Here is an 18,466-nt window from a genome sequence, read left to right as displayed (position 1 = left end):
TCGATATGTGAAAATATTTTGGGACCGAATGTTTCTGGGAAACGTCATTGTTCAGAAACGGATAATAGCCACTCCCAATGCGACAAAATGCCATCCTCTATAGAAGTTTCAGGTGTCCAGCCGAACACGTCTCGTGCCTTTTTCATATCAAGAACCACTCTCTTCACGTCAAATTTACGTTCTGTGAAATATTCTACCTGGGGAATTCTTCCGGAAACCTCAGTGATCGCACTTATAATGTTCAGCAATGAATAACCCAGGCCGCTTCCAGCATTAAAAGCACCGACAGCACCGGAATCACCTGCCAACAGACAAAGCTTCACAAGGTCATGAATAAAGATATAATCTCTGACAATCGAGCCATCACCCCAGATGTGAAAAGAATCCCCATCAACCAATCGCTTCAAAAATGTTGGGATCACCCCCTGTACACCAATATGGCCCTGTCGAGGGCCATAGGGATTAGAGGCTCTAAGAATAAGAGGCTTGATGCCATGAAGTTCTGCAAACATATTTAGATATTTTTCGATGGCAACTTTAACAATCCCGTAGGAGCAAATTGGGTTCAGGGGATGGGTCTCTGGCACGGGGACCAGAGAAGGATTGCCATAGACAGTACCGCCAGAAGACAGGAACACAATCCTCTTCACGTTCAAACAAACCATCTGTTGCAATAACTGAACGGTAGCAATTAAGTTGCCCTGGATATCAGCAACCGGGTCCAGATTAGAGGTGCTCGGAACTGTCGTGCTTATTAGATGGTAAACAACATCAATATCGTGCAACGCCTCCGCCAACGCGGAAGTATCTGAGAAATCTCCCAATCTGCAATCAATATTATTTTTTTTTGCGTTTTTATTATTATCAAATCGGTCAAAAACACGAACACGGTCGCCACGTCGCAACAATTCATCGACAAGGTGGGAGCCAATAAAACCATTACCTCCGAGGACCAGAACTCTCATCTAAAACCCCCTTATAGACACTCTCTAGCCGTTGGTAAAAACGCTCATCATTAAATTCAGAATCGGAGAAAAGTTTGGCAACGCGGCCCATTTCTGCGGCACGAACCGGATTATCCCATAACTCGGTCATAGCCGCGGCTAATGCACGCTCATCATGAGCCGCATAAATCAGTCCACGTTCGCCATGGCTAACTAATTCAGGGATTCCACCGCGGTCCGAACCGACAACAGGCCGACCGAAAGCAAAAGCCTGATTGATAACGTAGGGAAAATTCTCATGCCATACGGAGGGCACCACAACAAAGCGTGCCCGTGACAAAATAGAGTTCAAGTCATCGCCCCACATCGGGCCGAGGAACTCAACGTTTGTTAGACGAAGTTCTCCTGCCAAGGCTCGCAAACTGTCTTCAGCAGGACCGTTTCCGATAATTTTGATTTTAATATCTGCGGCATGAATTGCCGCCTTCAACAAAACGTCAACACCCTTTTCACCGACCAATCGACCAAAAAATAATGCGTAATCGTCACAACTTTCTGAGACATGGAACTGCTTACTATTAAATGGATTACGCAGGATGCCCCAACGAAAGCTATCCACCCCCCAAAAACGCTCAGTTTCTCTTGCCATAAACTCACTCGCAAATAAATAAGTGTGTACATATTTTCGATAAATCCCCAGCGAATTATGCACATAAGCCTCAAGGCAACTGGCGACACTAAACGCGAGCGATTCTTTACAACACTTATTAATAATCGCCTTATAAAATTTGCCCCCCTTACAATCGGTACAAATACGCCCGTGATGATACATTTTGTAATTCGGGCAAATATGCTTGTAATCGTTGCAAGACATAACGACGGGGATATTTGCTTCGTAAGCCGCAACCAGTATTGAAGGGGTAAGGTGCACATGGATCGCAAACACATGGATCAGATCAGGCTTGGTCTCTGCCAGCAGCCGGGCAAAGCTTTGTTTGGCATCACGCGAATATATCATCCTGCGGATGCCAAGTACGCGACTAATAAAACTGCCCTCACTGTAATTAGGAGGGTCGATAAAGTAATCGGAGTGAGGACTCGCCTTGTTTCCCTCTGCGGAGGTCGAAAAATAAATGACATCATGGTTTCGTTCCTCAAGAACTCGACCAGTTTCAAAAAAGAAAACCTCGGCCCCACCGATTAATTGAAAAAATTTATGTGCGAGAAGGACTTTCATTCGCGAATAGATCCCTTATTGAAAACAAGTATTTATAAATAACCTGAAAAATGGATCATGATATCAAAGGATCAGTTCAGCCTTCATCCAGCACGACATGGTTCAATTGCATAGATATTCTGAACAGCATCTTCCCCATATGCAAAGAAGAACGCACTTAAGAATTCGGTTCTGCCCTTTTCACTCAATGGCTTTTCAATAGCCGAGTTAACGGTAGCTACAAGCTCCTGAGCATTACAAACTGGACGGACATACTGAAAATCAGACAGTCGTGATGCGTCTACCCCTAACCTGGCCTTATAGCTCATAACAAGCAAGCCTCTCAGCGCCATGTCAAGCGAGACGGTAGAGTTGAAGACTATCCCGACATTAGCTACCTCAAGCTGCTCCTGAAGCGAAGTCTCATTATCCAGCCTGAATTCAAAATCATTTTGTAAATTTTTATAGTGGCCCAAATTCTCCATGGGATGAGGTCGAATCGTCAATTCAGCCCGAAGAAGATTTGCCGCCTCAACGACGTTCCGGACAATTTCACGGTTTTCAGACATTGAAGCGAGGGGAGTCATGGCAAAAAGAATTTTAATTTTATCCGGACAAAGCGACTTAATTGGCAACGGTTTCAAATGGGTTGGCGACCCTGTTATGCATATTCTTGCAGGGTCCACCCCGGCATCCATGAGTTTTTCTTTTTCGATGGAGCCCCAAACCGCAATGTTATCCGCGAAGGGGATATATCCATTTACATTGGCAATCAGCCCGTGCTGAATAACAATGGTCATGATATCATCCTTACGCGCGGCAGTAATGAGCGCTCTGCCCCTGTGACAGGAGTCATTTCCAAAATAGAATCTGGAATCAGGATATTTCTTGATAACATTCTCGGCAATAAGGCAATTCCGCCAGTAGTTCAAATAATGGAAGAGCATTATTTCACGAGCACATTGGATAGTACTCTCCTGTTTCTCTATGGTATTTTCATTTATCTTTTCTTTAATTTTTAAATATTCTTTTCGTACCTCTTTGTACCTTGAATAAAATTTCATAAAAGATGGGACATCGATAAAACCATCCAATAAAAACAACTGCTTTTTCTTAAATAAATTTCGAAGAGTTGACACGACCTGCCTGCCGCCAATAAGCGCAGACAGGATATGAGAATTTGACGGCCTCCTCTGAAAAACAGGTGAAACAATTTTTAAATGGTTGTTATCAAAAGTAAAAAAAACCTGATTAATGGCACTTTTACTTGAAGTTAAATATTTAATTTTATTCAAAAAAAATGGAAAAATAAAATAATATAAAACAATAAAAAATATATTATATTTCAGATTTGATTTTTTACTGAATTTAGCATCACCGAAAAAAGTAGATTTATTAAAGGAGGAAAGAAAGAAAGCGTCATCCCCATGAACCTTGGCGATGCTTTTTTCGATCTCTGAGAAAAGAGTATCGAGATCTGAGTCTGAACATTCCATAGGGATAATATGAGTAGCCAAGCTACAAAATCACCTTGATTAATGTATGTGCCATTCCGTAACCCCGCTAATTAGGTAATAAATCGACGTTCCATCATTTATTTTAAGCTTCAGGATCTTTGATACCTTACATTCACAAACGACTTGTCCCCCAGAATGAGAACCAGGGCATAGGCCATATCCTATGGGAGAGTGCCCAGGTCAAAAGAAACCGCAAAAACATGGCAATTGCGAAAGATGCGCCGGCTCCGATTATTCCATAAACAGGAACCACCACCCATGTCAGGGCAAGCCCAGCACAACCGGAGAAAAGCGTAACCCATGGAAGAATTTTCGTCTTTCTTGCATAAAAAATATAATTTGTAACCATCAGATACATGCCATTAAACGCTTGGCCAAAAGCAAGCCAAGCCAATACCTCCGCAGCATCAATATACTTGGGTCCAGCCACTATGGACACTATCCAATATGACAAAATTGCAACAACACTGGCAGAACCCAAAGCTATTCCAAAATAAAGCCAGGATCCTCTTACAATGCGTTGCATAGCTGCTTGACCACCAGACTTCAATTGTTCATACAGCCAAGGCACAAATGATTTATTAAATGCATCCGCCAACAACCCAATACCCATACCAATTTGCGCAGCGACCATATAGATGCCAGCAGCTTCAAGCCCCAAGGCTTTATTAATGATAAATCGATCAGCTAAACCGAGTAAAACCCCTCCTATAACATGGGGGACCAAAGGGACACCAAAGGCTAATGCCTCGCGCATATATGGAATACTTGGTCGAAATGCTACCCACTTGCCACGAGACAACGAAAATAGTGCTATAAGCGCAAATAATGCGAGAGCAATAATCTGGCCCAACAAACGCCCTTCGTAGCCCTGCCGTAAAAGGATTACAAAGCCCAGTGAAAGACTAACATTCAAGAGGCTAAGCAACACTTGGAATGTTCCGTAAGCAAGAGGCTTCTTGGCCATCAACCAGATACCTAGTCGAACCTGGATCAAAAAATTAAAGCCGGATGCTAACACAGCCCAAATCAACCAAATTGGCGGGACAGCTGTAAAGTCGCTCAGTGGCTTCATAAATAGAGCAACTACAACTAATGTAGCGAGGGTACTTAGCAACAATACACATAGACATGATCCTACATATCTTGGAAAATCGATGCTTTCACGATCAATAAAACGTACATTAACCGCACCATGTACGCTCAAACCTGTAAATGCACCCAGAACACCTAAGGTTGCATTAAACATCGCAATAACCCCATAGTCTGCGGGCAACAACACCCGCGTAAGTATGGGTAGAAGCAGAAATGGTATTGCAGCATTCAAGATATTTGAAAAGGAATAAACTGCGGCGTTTTGCAGAAGCGACTTGGCTGAACTCATTATAAAATGTCTCTGTAATGTTGATAGCCTATTACCGAACTACCTCCATGAATTGTATATAGGACAGCTTGCGCGGTTCAACCAATCAAATCCCAGCTTACCGGGGTCCCCTTTTTTACCGATTTTTTGATTCTTTTTCCCAGCAAGGTATCAAAAACTTTCGGAGACAATCCTAAACCAGGTCTAATGCATCTCATGTTTTCAAGGGTAAAAAACTCTCCCTCCATCATATCTCTGACCACATACAACGAACGCCGAAACACCAGCGAGTTCTTTTCCTTTTCCGTTGGGCCATAACTAATCTGCCCAAGTGACTGCCAAGCCCGCTCGCTCTCGATGACCAATGCCTCAATTTCCTGCGGTTCCAGCGAGAAGGTTGAATCGACGCCTCCGTCAGCGCGTCTCAGAGTGAAATGTTTCTCGATTACGGACGCACCAAGTGCCACAGCCGCAACGGCTCCACCAATACCCATCGTGTGATCTGAAAGCCCAACTTCACATCCGAACAGGTCACGCATGTGAGGGATGGTGAGAAGATTGGTATTCTCGGGTGTCGCCGGATAGGTACTGGTACATTTCAGTAAGATCAAATCTTTGCAACCAGCTTCACGCACTGCCCTGACCGTTTCATCCAGTTCCGCAATCGTCGCCATACCGGTTGAGATGATCATCGGCTTACCGGTCGCGGCTACCTTGCGAATCAAAGGGATATCGGTATTTTCAAAGGAGGCAATTTTGTAGCAGGGGACATCAAGTCCTTCAAGGAAGTCGACAGAGGTGGCGTCAAAGGGCGTGCTGAAACAAATAATGCCAAGTTCTTTACAGCGATCGAAAATTGGCTTGTGCCACTCCCAGGGGGTGTGCGCTTCCTGGTAAAGATCATAGAGTGTCCGCCCTTGCCAGAGGCTGTTGGGGTCTTCGATGAAAAACTCCCCCTCAGCGATGTCCAAGGTCATTGTGTCAGCGGTATAGGTCTGAAGCTTTAAGGCGTGGGCTCCAGATTTAGCTGCCGCTTCAACGATTTCCAATGCTCGCTCAAGTGAATTATTATGGTTGCCGGACATTTCGGCAATGATGAACGGAGGATGTTCGGTACCTATCCGGCGATTGCCAATTTTCATGTTACTCATCAGGATCGATCCCTGGTACGAAAACATATTATTTTCATTCGATCACGATTTTCTTTCCATTCCTCACGAAATAGAGCAATAGGGACAATGTCTTCATATTGACCATTTTTCAATATATGACGTCGAAAACACCCCTCTGCCTTAAAACCAAATTTAGAATGCAATCTGATGACTGGTTGGTTAAAAGAGAATACTTCGGCACACAGCTTATGGAGGTTAAGGACATCAAACGCATACTCCAGGGCTAAAAATTCCATTGCAGACCCCCTGCCCCGTGGTCCCTCCTCATCACCAAGATAAAAACCCCAATAGGCTTTATTGTTTTTTCGATCAATTTCAACGAAATTCACAACTCCAATCGGAATCCCATGTCGTTCGCAAATCAAATAGACGGTTTTAGGGTCCTGCTTGGCGTGAGCAAACCACTTACGATGCTCTTCCAGGGAAATGACGTGATCTGTGTACATATTAGCGCGGACCATTTCTAGGTTGCGCCACGCCAAAACCATCTCAAGGTCATCTTCGGCCATCTCTCTTAAAGCAAAACCATTTATCATACCGACACCCATCTTCTCCCCGCTGACATATCACCGATAACCGAACCGGCCTTATCCGCAATTACAATCCTGCACTTTCAGAGAACTGTTTCGAGTCATTATTATGGCCAAACTTAAATGGGAAGGTCGCACTAATTTCCACCGACAAAAACCATGGACACAGTTTCTCGTAATATCAATTAATCGCAAAAATTAATTCACTACGACATCCGCAACCGATTTAGTACCAACTTCATTTACTATTTTCATACCTGATTTCTGCAATCCCAGCAGAATGCCGGGATCTGCAAGAACCCTTTCCAGATGGTTTCTGATCAATTCACTATCAACCTCGGAACTCCGGCCCATATAAATGGCGAGTCCCATTTCGCCAAGATCCCGGGACAGAGCTTCCTGGTTGTGGGCCACTGCTACAATCAAAGAGGGAACTCCTACCGATAACCGCTCCAGAGACGTAGCTCCTCCAGCGCCAAGAGATAAGTCCGCATTTGCCAACAGTTCTGCCATATTGTCTACCTGACAAAAAAAACGAACTTGAGGAATACGGTTACATATTTCCTTAATCTCGGTGATGTGGGGATTCCCTTGACCAACAACCACATCAACAGAAATATCAGGGCGCTTTAAAAGAGCTAGAGCATCAAGAGCCTTGCTTGTTTCATCAGTAGGATCGGTTCCGCCAAAAAATATCATAATTTTTTTTACTGACCCATCACGCTCACGAAGATTTTCCCTGACTTCATTGAACTCTGAGCGCAAGAGAGCGTAAGAAGGTCCAAGGAGTTTTTGACAAAATTCAGGCACAAGCCCCAGATATCGTTGTTCAAAATCAGCATAAGAATTTTGATCGAGGAGTAAGTCACAATCATGACGGCGGTCGGCCAGATCATCAATGACCATGATTTTATCGGCAGAAGGACGGAGCAACCCCTCCCACCGATAATCGATGGCGTAATGATCAACAATCAGCCAATCATAGCGGCAGTCACTATCGATAAGTGAGGCTAACGTCTGTTCCGCATCGGTTCGCCATGGAACGCCAAGCCAGCCAACATACATACCAGCACCTTGAATGCTCGCCAGTTGACCCTCCCCAAGGGACGGCAAACAAATGACTCTATAACCCTTTTCTTTTATTAAAATGCATAAGTTTCCAAGATGTGCTCGGCAAACAAAAACAACTTCAGCCCCTTTAGTCTTTAATTCCTCAGCCAAAGTCAGGCAGCGCATGACATGTCCACTGCCTATCTGCAGTGAGGCATCGACGCGAAATGCAATCTTCACTGGGCAGACTCCCAGGCCTTATACATCAGTTCGGCCCTTTCCCAATCCTCCTCGGTGTCGATATCCTGAACCAGATGCCGAGGCAGGATTACGGGAACAGAGGCGGGTGAAAAGGTAACGATATCTGTCAGAAAGGCCTCAGCCCTCCCCCAGTAGAACTGGCCTGCATCATGAAATGATTCTTCAAGATCCTGTGACCTGGCGAAAATATTTTCTGGATAAAAGGGCTCTACCAATCCTTGCGAATTGATTTTCAATGCCCTTTGAACAGGGAAGGGAAAAGAAGTCACCGAGAAGGCAAACGCTTTCCCGGATTCAATGAGTTTGGCGAATCCTTTGCGCAGAAACGCAGCTTGAACAAATGGAGCGGTAGCGTATATACAACATGCATACTGGGCCGGAAATCCGTTAGTTTCAAGCCATTGCAGACAATGTTTCACCACAGCATTAGTGCCAGCAAAATCATCGGCTATCTCTTTAGGCCGCAGGAAGGGAGCTTCAGCACCTAAATTTTGAGCGACGGCGGCGATCTCTTCATCGTCGGTGGAAACGATGATTCGATCAAAAAGTCCGCTTGCGCGTGCGGCCTCTATGGAGTAGGCAATAATCGGTTTGCCGGCAAAGATTCTGATATTTTTCCGAGGGATGCGTTTACTTCCCCCACGGGCCGGAATGATTGCGACGGTCTTCATCCTTCGAGCTCGTGGACTGTGGTGATTACTGAATTGATTACATACGCGACATCCTCTTGGGTCATCGCCGGGAAGAGCGGCAAGGTAATCGCGCGGGCATAGTAAGCCTCTGCCACAGGAAAATCACCAGCCTCGTAGCCAAAGTTCTCCTGATAGTAGGGCTGCAGATGAACCGGGATATAGTGAACATTGACACCCAGCCCCTTGTCGCGCAAACCGATAAAAACCTTTAGACGGTCAAGCGCTTTAAACTGAAGCATATAGAGGTGCCAGGATGATTGCGCCTGCTCGGACTCGAAGGGGAGAATAAGCTTCTCACTGTTGCTGAAGGCGGCATTGTAAGTTGCAACTATTTCACGACGCCGAGACACGAACCCGTCAAGTTTATCCAACTGCGAGATTCCGAGTGCACACTGAAAGTCGGTGATTCGGTAGTTGAAACCCAGGGCTTGCTGCTCGTAGTACCAAGGACCATCATGACGAGTCAGTTTGGACGGATCCTTGGTGATCCCGTGGGTGCGCAGCAGGAGCAACTTTGCGTAGAGGTCGTCGCTGTTGGTGGTGATCATCCCCCCCTCGCCGGTGGTCATATGCTTGACCGGGTGGAAAGAAAAAATGGTCATCTCGCTATGGGCGCAGGAACCAACCCTATAGGTCCGGCCTTCAACCTGGTAGCTCGCACCGACAGCGTGCGCACCATCTTCGATCACGATCAGGCCATGCTCCTTGGCCATTTTACCTATGCACCCCATCTCGCAGGGTTGACCTGCGAAATGGACGGGGATGATCCCTTTGGTTGCAGGACCAATCCGCTTTTCAATCTCGGCAGGACAAATACAATAAGTATCCGGTCTGATGTCAGCGAAAACTGGGGTAGCACCGGCGTAAGCGATACAGTTCGCCGATGCGACAAAGGTTATCGGCGAGGTGATGATTTCGTCACCAGGACCGAAACCGGCGGCCAGAGCTGCAAGATGTAGCGCTGCCGTACCGTTAGAAACGGCAACCGCATGCCGAACACCGCAATGCTTGGCAACGGCGGCCTCAAACCTCCCCACCGTCGGTCCTTGGGTCAACCAGTCAGAACGCAAGGCTTCAGTGACCGCGGCAATATCCTGTTCACTGATACTCTGCTTCCCGTAAGGAATGACTCGTTTGTTCACAGAAACCTCTTAAACGCTGAAGTCAGGATCGACATGCAAACGGGTCAATTCACGCAACCGATCCACATCCAGCCATTCGGTGTTAGTCCCACTATTGTAAGAAAAATTGGGCGGGCACATATGCCCATCGAAGGTCCTCATAAACGCTTCAATATCCCACATTCTCATCGAAGGGAGGATAACAAAGTAATCTTTGCACTCAACGGTACTGATGGCATCAGTTTCGGTGATCATGTCTTCGTGCAGTTTTTCACCCGGCCGGATACCGACGATTTCGAGCTTACAATCGGGACCTATAGCCTTAGCCACGTCTGTGATCCGGTAACTGGGGATCTTGGGCACATAAATCTCGCCGCCCCACATGATTTCCAATGCGCGCAGAACCATGTCAACGCCCTCATCGAGGGAGATATTAAACCGCGTCATACGCTCATCGGTAATAGTTAATACGCCCTCTTGCCGCTTGTTCAGAAAGAAGGGAATAACACTACCCCTACTACCCATGACGTTACCGTAGCGTACAACGGAAAGCTTGAGATCCCGTTTACCCTTCATATTATTGGCAGCGACAAAAAGTTTATCGGAGCAGAGTTTTGTCGCACCGTACAGATTGATAGGTGCTGCCGCCTTGTCAGTACTGAGCGCCACCACCCGCTTAACCCCGGTATTGAGACAGGCCTCGATGACGTTCTGAGCGCCCATAACATTGGTCTTGATACATTCGAAAGGGTTGTACTCCGCGGCCGGAACCTGCTTCAAGGCGGCGGCGTGGATAACGATATCAATCCCCTCCATCGCCCTGACCAAGCGGTCCTGGTCACGAACATCCCCGATGAAGTACCGAATCTGTTTGTGCCTTTCTCCAGGCAATTCCTGAGCCATTTCGAACTGCTTGAGTTCGTCTCTGGAGAAGACAACGATTCTTTCAATCTCGGGGTAATCCGTCAAAATACGCTTGATAAATTGCTTACCAAAAGACCCGGTACCACCGGTGACAAGTATTGATTTTCCCGTTAACAATATAAAACTCCTATACCGATGGTTATTTCCAAAAGTGAAGTGAATTCAAACAGCAGATGCTGCATGTTGTTCTCACAGGAGAACAGTCGAATCAACTTAACCTTCAACTCCATCTGTTTTTTGTAGTAACCCCTGACAAGAGCAATATTTATAACCAAACCAGATAACTACTTGATGGATTGCCAGCCACACAGAGCACGTAGTTCTTTAATAAAGTTCAGCAGCGGTAAAAATCACCCCGGCCTGGTCCTTGGTTGATAAAACAGGGTCACCCGTTAACGGCCAATCTATCCCTAAAGATGGGTCATCCCAAATAATGCAGCGCTCATACTCTGATGCATAGTAATCTGTGGTCTTGTACAGAAATTCAGCAGACTCACTCAAAACCAGAAAGCCATGCGCGAAGCCTTCAGGTATCCACATCTGCTTATTATTCTCGGCAGAAAGGAAATCACCGGTCCACTTACCGAATGTTTTTGATCCTGTGCGAAGATCGACGGCCACATCAAATACCTCGCCCGCGATCACTCGCACCAATTTACCTTGCGGGTGCTGAATCTGATAATGCAGCCCCCGCAAAACTCCCTTTGCGGAACGCGAGTGGTTATCCTGAACAAAAGTCGTTTGCAATCCGGTCAATTGTTCCCAACGTTTCTGATTAAAGCTTTCGTAGAAAAAACCTCGTTCGTCGCCAAACACCTGAGGCTCAACAATCAACACTTCGGGAATTTCAGTAGGAATAACCTTCATCACACGACCTCAGGGCTCTTCATTATAAATCTGCTCAAGATATTCCCGATAACTCGATTTTGGCGTCTGCTCAATTACAGTCACAAACTTGGTCTTGTCGATAAATCCTTTACGATATGCGACCTCTTCAAGACAAGCAATCTTGACACCTTGACGGGCTTCAAGGGTACCTATAAAGTGGCTCGCTTCAAGCAGACTCCTGTGAGTACCGGTATCGAGCCAGGCAATTCCGCGTTCCAATTTTTCGACCATCAACTCCTGGCGCCGCAAATAAACCAGGTTAAGATCTGTGATTTCCAGCTCTCCCCTGGCAGAAGGGACCAACTGCTTGGTCAGTTCGACAACTTTTTCATCATAGAGATAAAGGCCAGGCACGGCATAGCGCGACTTCGGCTGTGACGGCTTCTCTTCAATGCCGATCGCATGCCCATTTCGGTCGAACTCGACCACCCCGTAACGCTCCGGATCATTCACCTGATAACCGAAGACCTTGGCGCCGCTTCCAAATTCAGCAAAAATGCGGGTCAGACCCATCTTACCATAGAAGATATTGTCCCCCAGGATCAGAGCGACCGCCTGGCTGTCGATAAACTCCTCGCCGACCAGAAACGCCTGTGCAATCCCCTTGGGCTCCGGCTGGACAACATAGCTGAGCTTAATCCCCCAGCGACTGCCGTCACCAAGCAGGGCCTCGAAGCGAGGCGTATCAAGCGGCGTGGAGATAATCAGGATATCCTTCACACCGGCGCGCATCAACGTCGAGAGCGGATAGTAAATCATCGGCTTATCGTAGATCGCTTGCAATTGCTTACTGGCCACCAGGGTCAAAGGATAAAGACGCGTACCAGAGCCGCCGGCGAGAATGATGCCTTTTTGTATACTCACGAGAAGTCCTCTTTTGAATTTCGTTGTTTAAAGTAAGCCTTCAGGCTCTCTTGCCATGCTGGAATAACCAAGTTGGCCGCCAGTCTGATCTTGTCCTTGGACATCACCGAATATTTCGGTCTTTCGGCGGGCAATGGGTAGCCCTCCGTAGGGATGGGGATCAGGTGCTCGACCTTGACTCCCTGCCAGGTCCGCAGTTGAACAACAATCTCTGTAGCAAAATCGAACCAGCTGCACTCACCCTCGTTGCTGTAGTGATAGATACCGTAAGGTGTGAGGGGTAAAGTGTTAGGGGGCACAGCCAACAGCTGGAAAATCGCGGTAGCTAAATCGCTGGTATAAGTCGGTGTGCCAAGTTGATCCGTAACGATGGAGAGTTCCTTGCGCTCAGTTGCAAGGCGGATGATGGTTTCAACAAAGTTATTTCCGCCTGCACCGTACAACCAGCTGGTACGGACGATGAAATATTTCTTCAATCCCGACTGCAATATCTGCCGTTCGCCCTCCAGCTTGCTCTTGCCATAAACGGAAAGTGGCCGCGGCTGATCCTCCTCGAGGTAGGGCCTCCCTTTTTTGCCATCAAAAACAAAGTCGGTCGATATGTGCACCAACACGGCGTCGATATTGTTAGCCAATTCGGCTAACAACCCGGGCCCACCACCATTAACCCGCATGGCCAGTTCACGCTGCTCTTCACAACCATCGACATTGGTAAAAGCGGCACAGTTGAGGATGATATCAGGTGCGCTATGGCGCAACGCAAGAACCTGCTGGCGACTCGTCAGGTCAAAATCAGGCAGATCGTATGTCTGAATAAGATACTCAGAAGGAGCCAGCTTTCGGATTGCTGAGGCCAGCATTCCATTGGCGCCGATAAGAGCCAGTTTGCGTTTTGTTGTAGACAATTGCGTGACCTCAAGGATTAGTTGCGAACAAAGAACACACCAGTTTAATTTCCGATTCTTTCCAACTTATAGTACCCGCTGAGCACACGTTGCCACCAGGCCTCGTTGTCCAGATACCACTGCACTGTTTTGCGCATGCCACTCTCAAAAGTCTCTTGCGGGCGCCAGCCCAGCTCGCGATCTATCTTGCTGGCGTCGATGGCATAGCGTGCATCATGACCAGGACGATCCCTGACGAAGGTGATGAGAGAGGCGTAAGGCTTGCCCAGTGAGGGGTGAGGGGTGAGGGGTGAGGGGTTTCTCCCGACTAACTCCTCAAGCAACTCGCAAATGGTATGCACCACTTCAATATTCTGTTTCTCATTATGTCCGCCGATATTGTAGGTTTCCCCCACCTGGCCGGCGCTGACGACCTGATAGAGAGCCCGTGCATGGTCTTCAACATACAACCAATCACGGATTTGCTTCCCATCGCCATAGACCGGCAAAGGCTTGCCGGCAAGTGCGTTCAAGATAACATGCGGGATGAGTTTTTCCGGGAAATGATAGGGCCCGTAATTATTCGAACAGTTGGTCACCAGGGTTGGCAGACCATAGGTGCGTTGCCAGGCCCGAACCAAATGATCACTGGAGGCCTTGCTGGCGGAATAAGGTGAACTCGGCGCGTAAGACGTGGTCTCGGTAAAGAGATCATCTGTGCCATGCAGATCACCATAGACTTCATCTGTGCTGATATGGTGAAAACGAAACCTCTCTCTCTCCGCCGGGGCCAAACCGCTCCAGTAGGCACGTGTGGCTTCCAACAGGGTATAGGTGCCAACCACATTGGTCTGGATAAACTCGCCCGGTCCGTCGATAGAACGATCTACGTGACTTTCCGCCGCCAGGTGCATAACCGCATCGGGCCGATGCTGGGCGAAAACCCGATCAAGGGCGATTCGATCGCAGATATCAACCTGCTCAAAAGCGTAACGATCGTTGATTGCGACTTCGGACAGGGAATCAAGATTTCCGGCGTAGGTCAACTTGTCAACATTCACCACAGCATCAGAGGTGTTATGGATAATATGGCGAACAACCGCAGAACCAATGAAGCCGGCACCGCCAGTGATGAGAAGTTTCATAAACTCGACGTTCCCTTCCTAATAAATGGGCGGTTCAAAGATTTTAAGGACTCAGATATAGAATCTATTTGTTTACCAAATTCATCCGTCACCGCGCATTACTTACAAACTCAACAAAAAATGCCAAAAGAATACCCCCCATCAGACCGGTAATCCCTGGCAACACCAGTTTGTGGGGAATGGAAGTTTGACCGAAACATTAACCGTGGAAGTGGGACCGAAATGAAGGGAAGTTTAAAATAATCATGCAGGTTATCAATGGCGACGGATGAGCTTTGAAAATCAGAAAAATATCGGGTCAGACAAAAATCGATAAAACCTGCGGCGTCCGTTTTAACAATTTTCATCTACTACCCCCAATAAAAAGTTGGGGGAGAAAATGACCTCCCCCAACCAGTGCGATAAACGGTTTTGCAGGATTTACTGTTTAGGTGCTTCGTCGGTAACTGTGATCAGTTCTGCCAGTTTGGCGAAAGATTTCTGACCAACACCTTTAACATTTACGATGTCTTCGATCGATTTGAAGAGACCGTGGGTTTCCCGATATTCAATAATACTGAGCGCAGTCTTCTCGCCAACCCCTTTCAGGGTAACGAGTTCGACCGCTGTCGCCTTATTGATATTCACCTTTTGCGCGGCAAAGACCAAGGTTGATGACATACAGAACATGAGTAACAGACAAACACAAGACAACTTTAAAACGGAAATTTTCATTTAACCCCTCCTGTATATGGCCCCATTATGGAGCATTAACGGCTAGCAAAACCGTTATCGCCTTCCCCCTCCCCCATATTCTGGAGAACGCCGCACCCTAGCACGCCATGTGCAGTTTTTGAAGTATTTTTTTATCTCAAAGGGTTGCTTGACCAAGCAGAATAGCTTCAACGACTGCGGGTAGATCAGCAAATATATTGGCCTCGCCCTGAGGTAAAATTCTGTGCCCGGAAGCCACCAGACAGGAAGTGCATCCAGCGTTGACGCCCGCCTCAAAATCCGACATTTTATCCCCCACCATAAATGAACGGGAGAGGTCGATATCGAGTTCGCTGGCGGCCCGAATCAACAGACCAGGTCGCCCCTTGCGACAGAGACAGTCCTGTTGATCTGGAGGCCCCACAGACGGATGATGGGGACAGATATAAATCCCGGCGATCTCAACCCCGAAGCCCTGAAGTTCTTTACACATATGGCGATGCAAAACATCGACATCTTCCAGGGTGTAATAACCGCGCGCAATGCCAGACTGATTCGTGACAACCACCAGCAGAAAACCGGCATCCTGAAGTTTCTTCAGCGCCAGGGGAACGCCGGGGATAAATTCGAAATCCTCTACCCGGTAAAGATAATCCTTCTCGACATTAATGGTTCCGTCACGGTCAAGGAACACCGCGCGACGCGCGGTGTTCCGGTGAGGACTGAGGAGGGAGGAGTGAGGGGTCACTTCATTCCTCACGATATTGAGAAAGTATTTTTTCGATAATATTGGTGGTCGACTTGCCATCAACGAAGCTGATCAGCTCGACCCGGCCACCATAACTTTCGACGATCTCCTTGCCGACCACTTCAGCAGCCAGATAGTCTCCGCCCTTAACCAGGATGTCAGGGCGCAGAAGGTCGATCAACTCGAGCGGGGTATCTTCGTCAAACACGCAAACATAGTCGATGCAGTCGAGGGCGGCGAGAATGTGGCCGCGCTCTTCTTCGCCGATCAACGGCCGCTTCTCCCCTTTGAGTCGCCTGATCGACGCGTCGGAATTCAGCCCCAACACCAGCCGGTCACCAAGGGCGCGGGCCTTTTGCAGATACTTGACATGCCCGACGTGCAGCAGGTCAAAACAGCCGTTGGTAAAGACTATACTGCGACCATGGTTCTTCTCTTCAAGCAGAATCTGCTGCAGCTCATTGCTGGTGCGAATCTTGGCGTCGGTGCGGTCGACATCAACACGAATCGAGCGCAGGATTTCATCGGGAGTAACCGTGGAAGTGCCGACCTTGCCGACCACCACCCCGGCTGCCAGATTGGCCAGTCGCGCCGCATCAGGAAGGCCCAGCCCGCCGGCCAGACCGAAGCCGATGGTGGCCAGCACCGTGTCACCGGCACCGGAGACATCAAACACCTCACGCGCCAGGGTGGGGAGTTGAATTTCATCCCTGCCCGCCATAAACAGGCTCATTCCTTCTTCGCTGCGGGTCAGGATCAAGGCATCCAGACTCAGCTCCTGCAGCAGCTTCCAGCCGGCACGGCTGACATCGTCACCCGAACTGATCGCGACGCCGCTGGCCTCGGCGGCTTCCTTGCGGTTGGGTGTCAACAGGGTTGCGCCCTGATACTTGGTGTAATCCTTCCCTTTAGGATCGACCAATACCGGGACCTTGGCTGAGCGGCAGAGTGCGATCAGCTCTCTGGTCAGGCTGTCGGTTAGCACCCCTTTTAAATAATCTGACAGAAGGACGACCTGGACCTGAGGCAGCTGCTGATGCACGTAGGTCAGCAGCTGCTGTGAGGAGGCCAGGTCGATCTCTTCCCGGCTTTCCCGATCGATGCGCAGCATCTGCTGGTTGCTGGCCAAAACCCGGGTTTTACGACTGGTCTTGCGCAGGGCCGAGAGCACCACGCCATCGGCCTCGACACCACGAAGTTCAAGGCGCGTAAGGATCGTGCGCCCATCCTCATCATCACCGATGACACTGGCAACCCGAACCTCACAACCGAGTGATAACAGGTTGTTAATAACATTCCCCGCGCCCCCCAATCGCATATCCTGCCGCGTAATATCAACCACCGCGACCGGTGCCTCGGGCGAGATCCGTTCAGCCTTGCCCCACAGATATTCATCGAGCATCAGGTCGCCGACCACCAACGCCTTGAGCTGCTTCGCCCTTAAGAAGAATTCCTTGATTTCATTGCCGGTCATACCTCTTCTCCCTGCAGTCCAGCTTCAGCCAGCCCCTCGTGAATCAGGGCGGCCAACAGCGGTATATTGATTTCATGATGGCCGGTAATGGTATAACCCTTGCCGCCGCCCGAGGTCGGGCGCTTGATCACATTCTGCAGCGGACGGTAGTGCTGGATCATATCGAAATTGGCCGTCGAGAAGTTACTGACCTGATGACCAAGGTTCTGGGCAACCGAGAGCGCCTTCAAGAAGACCTCGGGGAGCAGCACGGCCGAACCGACGTTGAGCCAGAGCCCGCCGTCACCGAGTTCGGCGACGACAGCCGCCAGTAATTTGAAATCCCGATAACTCATCTCGCCGGTCACCGCCCCGTCGGCCTCGGGATGTTGATGAATGATATCAGTGCCGAGCGCGACGTGAACCGTGGCCGGAATCCCATGTTTGACACAACAGGCAAGCAGACTGTAGTCGGCGTGCGGATGGTTGGCAGCAAGGATATGCGCGCCGATCGCCTGCCCGAAACCAGCTCCCGATTCACGCGCGGCGGCCAGAGCCCTGTTCATCCCCTGCCCGGTCTCGGCAGAAAAGCCGAAATCACCGGCGTGCAGCACCGCGCCGACATCCTCCGAGGTGGCGCCGATCAGCGAGACCTCAAAGTCATGGATGGCGGCCGAACCGTTCATCGCCACCGCCGAAATCGCACCGGCCTCGATCAGCCCTTTAAGCACCGGTTGCAGACCACACTTGATGACATGCCCGCCGATCGCAAGGATCACCGGTTTCCGTTTTTGGCGCGCCGCGACAACCAATTCCGCGACCGCCTGCAGACTCTCCGCCCCGAGCAGGCGCGGCAGACGCGTGGCAAATTCGCGCAGGGAGAGGCCGGCCCTGATCTCACCAGCAAAATGGTCGGCGATGTTGACCTTGTTGTCGCGGCTTGCGAGGGAGTAGGTGCTGACGGCAGAGAAATCGAGTGGCTGATACTTTTTTTTCATCTA

At 48.8% G+C, this 18,466-nt stretch carries 19 protein-coding genes; all 19 read right to left on the bottom strand.

What is annotated here, in order from left to right; translation table 11 throughout:
- Positions 1–44: 44 nt before the first annotated feature.
- Entirely contained in the window at positions 45–965 is a 921-nt protein-coding gene (locus D888_RS0106410) for an NAD-dependent epimerase/dehydratase family protein (RefSeq protein WP_020675721.1), read from the bottom strand.
- Positions 940–2,181, bottom strand: a complete 1,242-nt coding sequence (locus D888_RS0106405) for a glycosyltransferase family 4 protein (RefSeq protein WP_020675720.1) — start codon at positions 2,179–2,181, stop codon at positions 940–942. The genes D888_RS0106410 and D888_RS0106405 overlap by 26 nt, the downstream gene beginning before the upstream one ends.
- Before the next feature lie 83 nt (positions 2,182–2,264).
- Entirely contained in the window at positions 2,265–3,677 is a 1,413-nt protein-coding gene (locus D888_RS0106400; protein WP_156826958.1) for a hypothetical protein, read from the bottom strand.
- A gap of 112 nt (positions 3,678–3,789) precedes the next feature.
- Complete coding sequence (locus tag D888_RS0106395) at positions 3,790–5,061, bottom strand: lipopolysaccharide biosynthesis protein (RefSeq protein ID WP_020675718.1); 1,272 nt, start codon at positions 5,059–5,061, stop codon at positions 3,790–3,792.
- 77 nt (positions 5,062–5,138) lie between these two features.
- Positions 5,139–6,191 (bottom strand): pseudaminic acid synthase, encoded by a 1,053-nt coding sequence (gene pseI / locus D888_RS0106390; protein WP_020675717.1) that lies wholly within the window; start codon positions 6,189–6,191, stop codon positions 5,139–5,141.
- Positions 6,191–6,760, bottom strand: a complete 570-nt coding sequence (gene pseH / locus D888_RS0106385) for a UDP-4-amino-4,6-dideoxy-N-acetyl-beta-L-altrosamine N-acetyltransferase (protein ID WP_020675716.1) — start codon at positions 6,758–6,760, stop codon at positions 6,191–6,193. The genes pseI and pseH overlap by 1 nt, the downstream gene beginning before the upstream one ends.
- A 180-nt stretch (positions 6,761–6,940) precedes the next feature.
- Positions 6,941–8,032, bottom strand: a complete 1,092-nt coding sequence (pseG, locus tag D888_RS0106380) for a UDP-2,4-diacetamido-2,4,6-trideoxy-beta-L-altropyranose hydrolase (RefSeq protein WP_020675715.1) — start codon at positions 8,030–8,032, stop codon at positions 6,941–6,943.
- Entirely contained in the window at positions 8,029–8,724 is a 696-nt protein-coding gene (gene pseF / locus D888_RS0106375; RefSeq protein WP_020675714.1) for a pseudaminic acid cytidylyltransferase, read from the bottom strand. The genes pseG and pseF overlap by 4 nt, the downstream gene beginning before the upstream one ends.
- Entirely contained in the window at positions 8,721–9,887 is a 1,167-nt protein-coding gene (gene pseC / locus D888_RS0106370; RefSeq protein ID WP_020675713.1) for a UDP-4-amino-4,6-dideoxy-N-acetyl-beta-L-altrosamine transaminase, read from the bottom strand. Before pseC ends, pseF begins: the two co-directional genes overlap by 4 nt.
- A 9-nt stretch (positions 9,888–9,896) precedes the next feature.
- Entirely contained in the window at positions 9,897–10,907 is a 1,011-nt protein-coding gene (pseB, locus tag D888_RS0106365; protein WP_020675712.1) for a UDP-N-acetylglucosamine 4,6-dehydratase (inverting), read from the bottom strand.
- Positions 10,908–11,114: 207 nt separating this feature from the next.
- The gene (gene rfbC, locus D888_RS0106360) at positions 11,115–11,657 is read right to left on the bottom strand and encodes a dTDP-4-dehydrorhamnose 3,5-epimerase (RefSeq protein ID WP_020675711.1); all 543 of its coding nucleotides are present in this window, start codon (positions 11,655–11,657) and stop codon (positions 11,115–11,117) included.
- A 9-nt stretch (positions 11,658–11,666) separates the two neighbouring features.
- The gene (rfbA, locus tag D888_RS0106355) at positions 11,667–12,542 is read right to left on the bottom strand and encodes a glucose-1-phosphate thymidylyltransferase RfbA (RefSeq protein WP_020675710.1); all 876 of its coding nucleotides are present in this window, start codon (positions 12,540–12,542) and stop codon (positions 11,667–11,669) included.
- A complete protein-coding gene (rfbD, locus tag D888_RS0106350; RefSeq protein WP_020675709.1) occupies positions 12,539–13,447 on the bottom strand; it encodes a dTDP-4-dehydrorhamnose reductase in 909 nt (302 codons plus the stop codon). Before rfbD ends, rfbA begins: the two co-directional genes overlap by 4 nt.
- Before the next feature lie 44 nt (positions 13,448–13,491).
- Complete coding sequence (rfbB, locus tag D888_RS0106345; protein ID WP_020675708.1) at positions 13,492–14,571, bottom strand: dTDP-glucose 4,6-dehydratase; 1,080 nt, start codon at positions 14,569–14,571, stop codon at positions 13,492–13,494.
- A gap of 110 nt (positions 14,572–14,681) precedes the next feature.
- On the bottom strand, positions 14,682–14,918 hold the full coding sequence (locus tag D888_RS0106340; RefSeq protein ID WP_026362247.1) for a hypothetical protein: 237 nt from the start codon (positions 14,916–14,918) through the stop codon (positions 14,682–14,684).
- A 73-nt stretch (positions 14,919–14,991) separates the two neighbouring features.
- On the bottom strand, positions 14,992–15,285 hold the full coding sequence (locus D888_RS0106335; protein ID WP_020675707.1) for a ComEA family DNA-binding protein: 294 nt from the start codon (positions 15,283–15,285) through the stop codon (positions 14,992–14,994).
- A gap of 136 nt (positions 15,286–15,421) precedes the next feature.
- Entirely contained in the window at positions 15,422–16,012 is a 591-nt protein-coding gene (gmhB, locus tag D888_RS0106330) for a D-glycero-beta-D-manno-heptose 1,7-bisphosphate 7-phosphatase (RefSeq protein WP_020675706.1), read from the bottom strand.
- A 1-nt stretch (position 16,013) separates the two neighbouring features.
- Positions 16,014–17,486 (bottom strand): bifunctional D-glycero-beta-D-manno-heptose-7-phosphate kinase/D-glycero-beta-D-manno-heptose 1-phosphate adenylyltransferase HldE, encoded by a 1,473-nt coding sequence (gene hldE, locus D888_RS0106325; RefSeq protein WP_020675705.1) that lies wholly within the window; start codon positions 17,484–17,486, stop codon positions 16,014–16,016.
- Entirely contained in the window at positions 17,483–18,463 is a 981-nt protein-coding gene (locus tag D888_RS0106320) for a GSU2086 family protein (protein ID WP_020675704.1), read from the bottom strand. Before D888_RS0106320 ends, hldE begins: the two co-directional genes overlap by 4 nt.
- Between the last annotated feature and the right edge of the window lie 3 nt (positions 18,464–18,466).

The sequence above is a fragment of the Geopsychrobacter electrodiphilus DSM 16401 genome (assembly GCF_000384395.1).
GTDB lineage: Bacteria > Desulfobacterota > Desulfuromonadia > Desulfuromonadales > Geopsychrobacteraceae > Geopsychrobacter > Geopsychrobacter electrodiphilus.
This window is presented reverse-complemented; position numbering and strand designations above follow the sequence as displayed.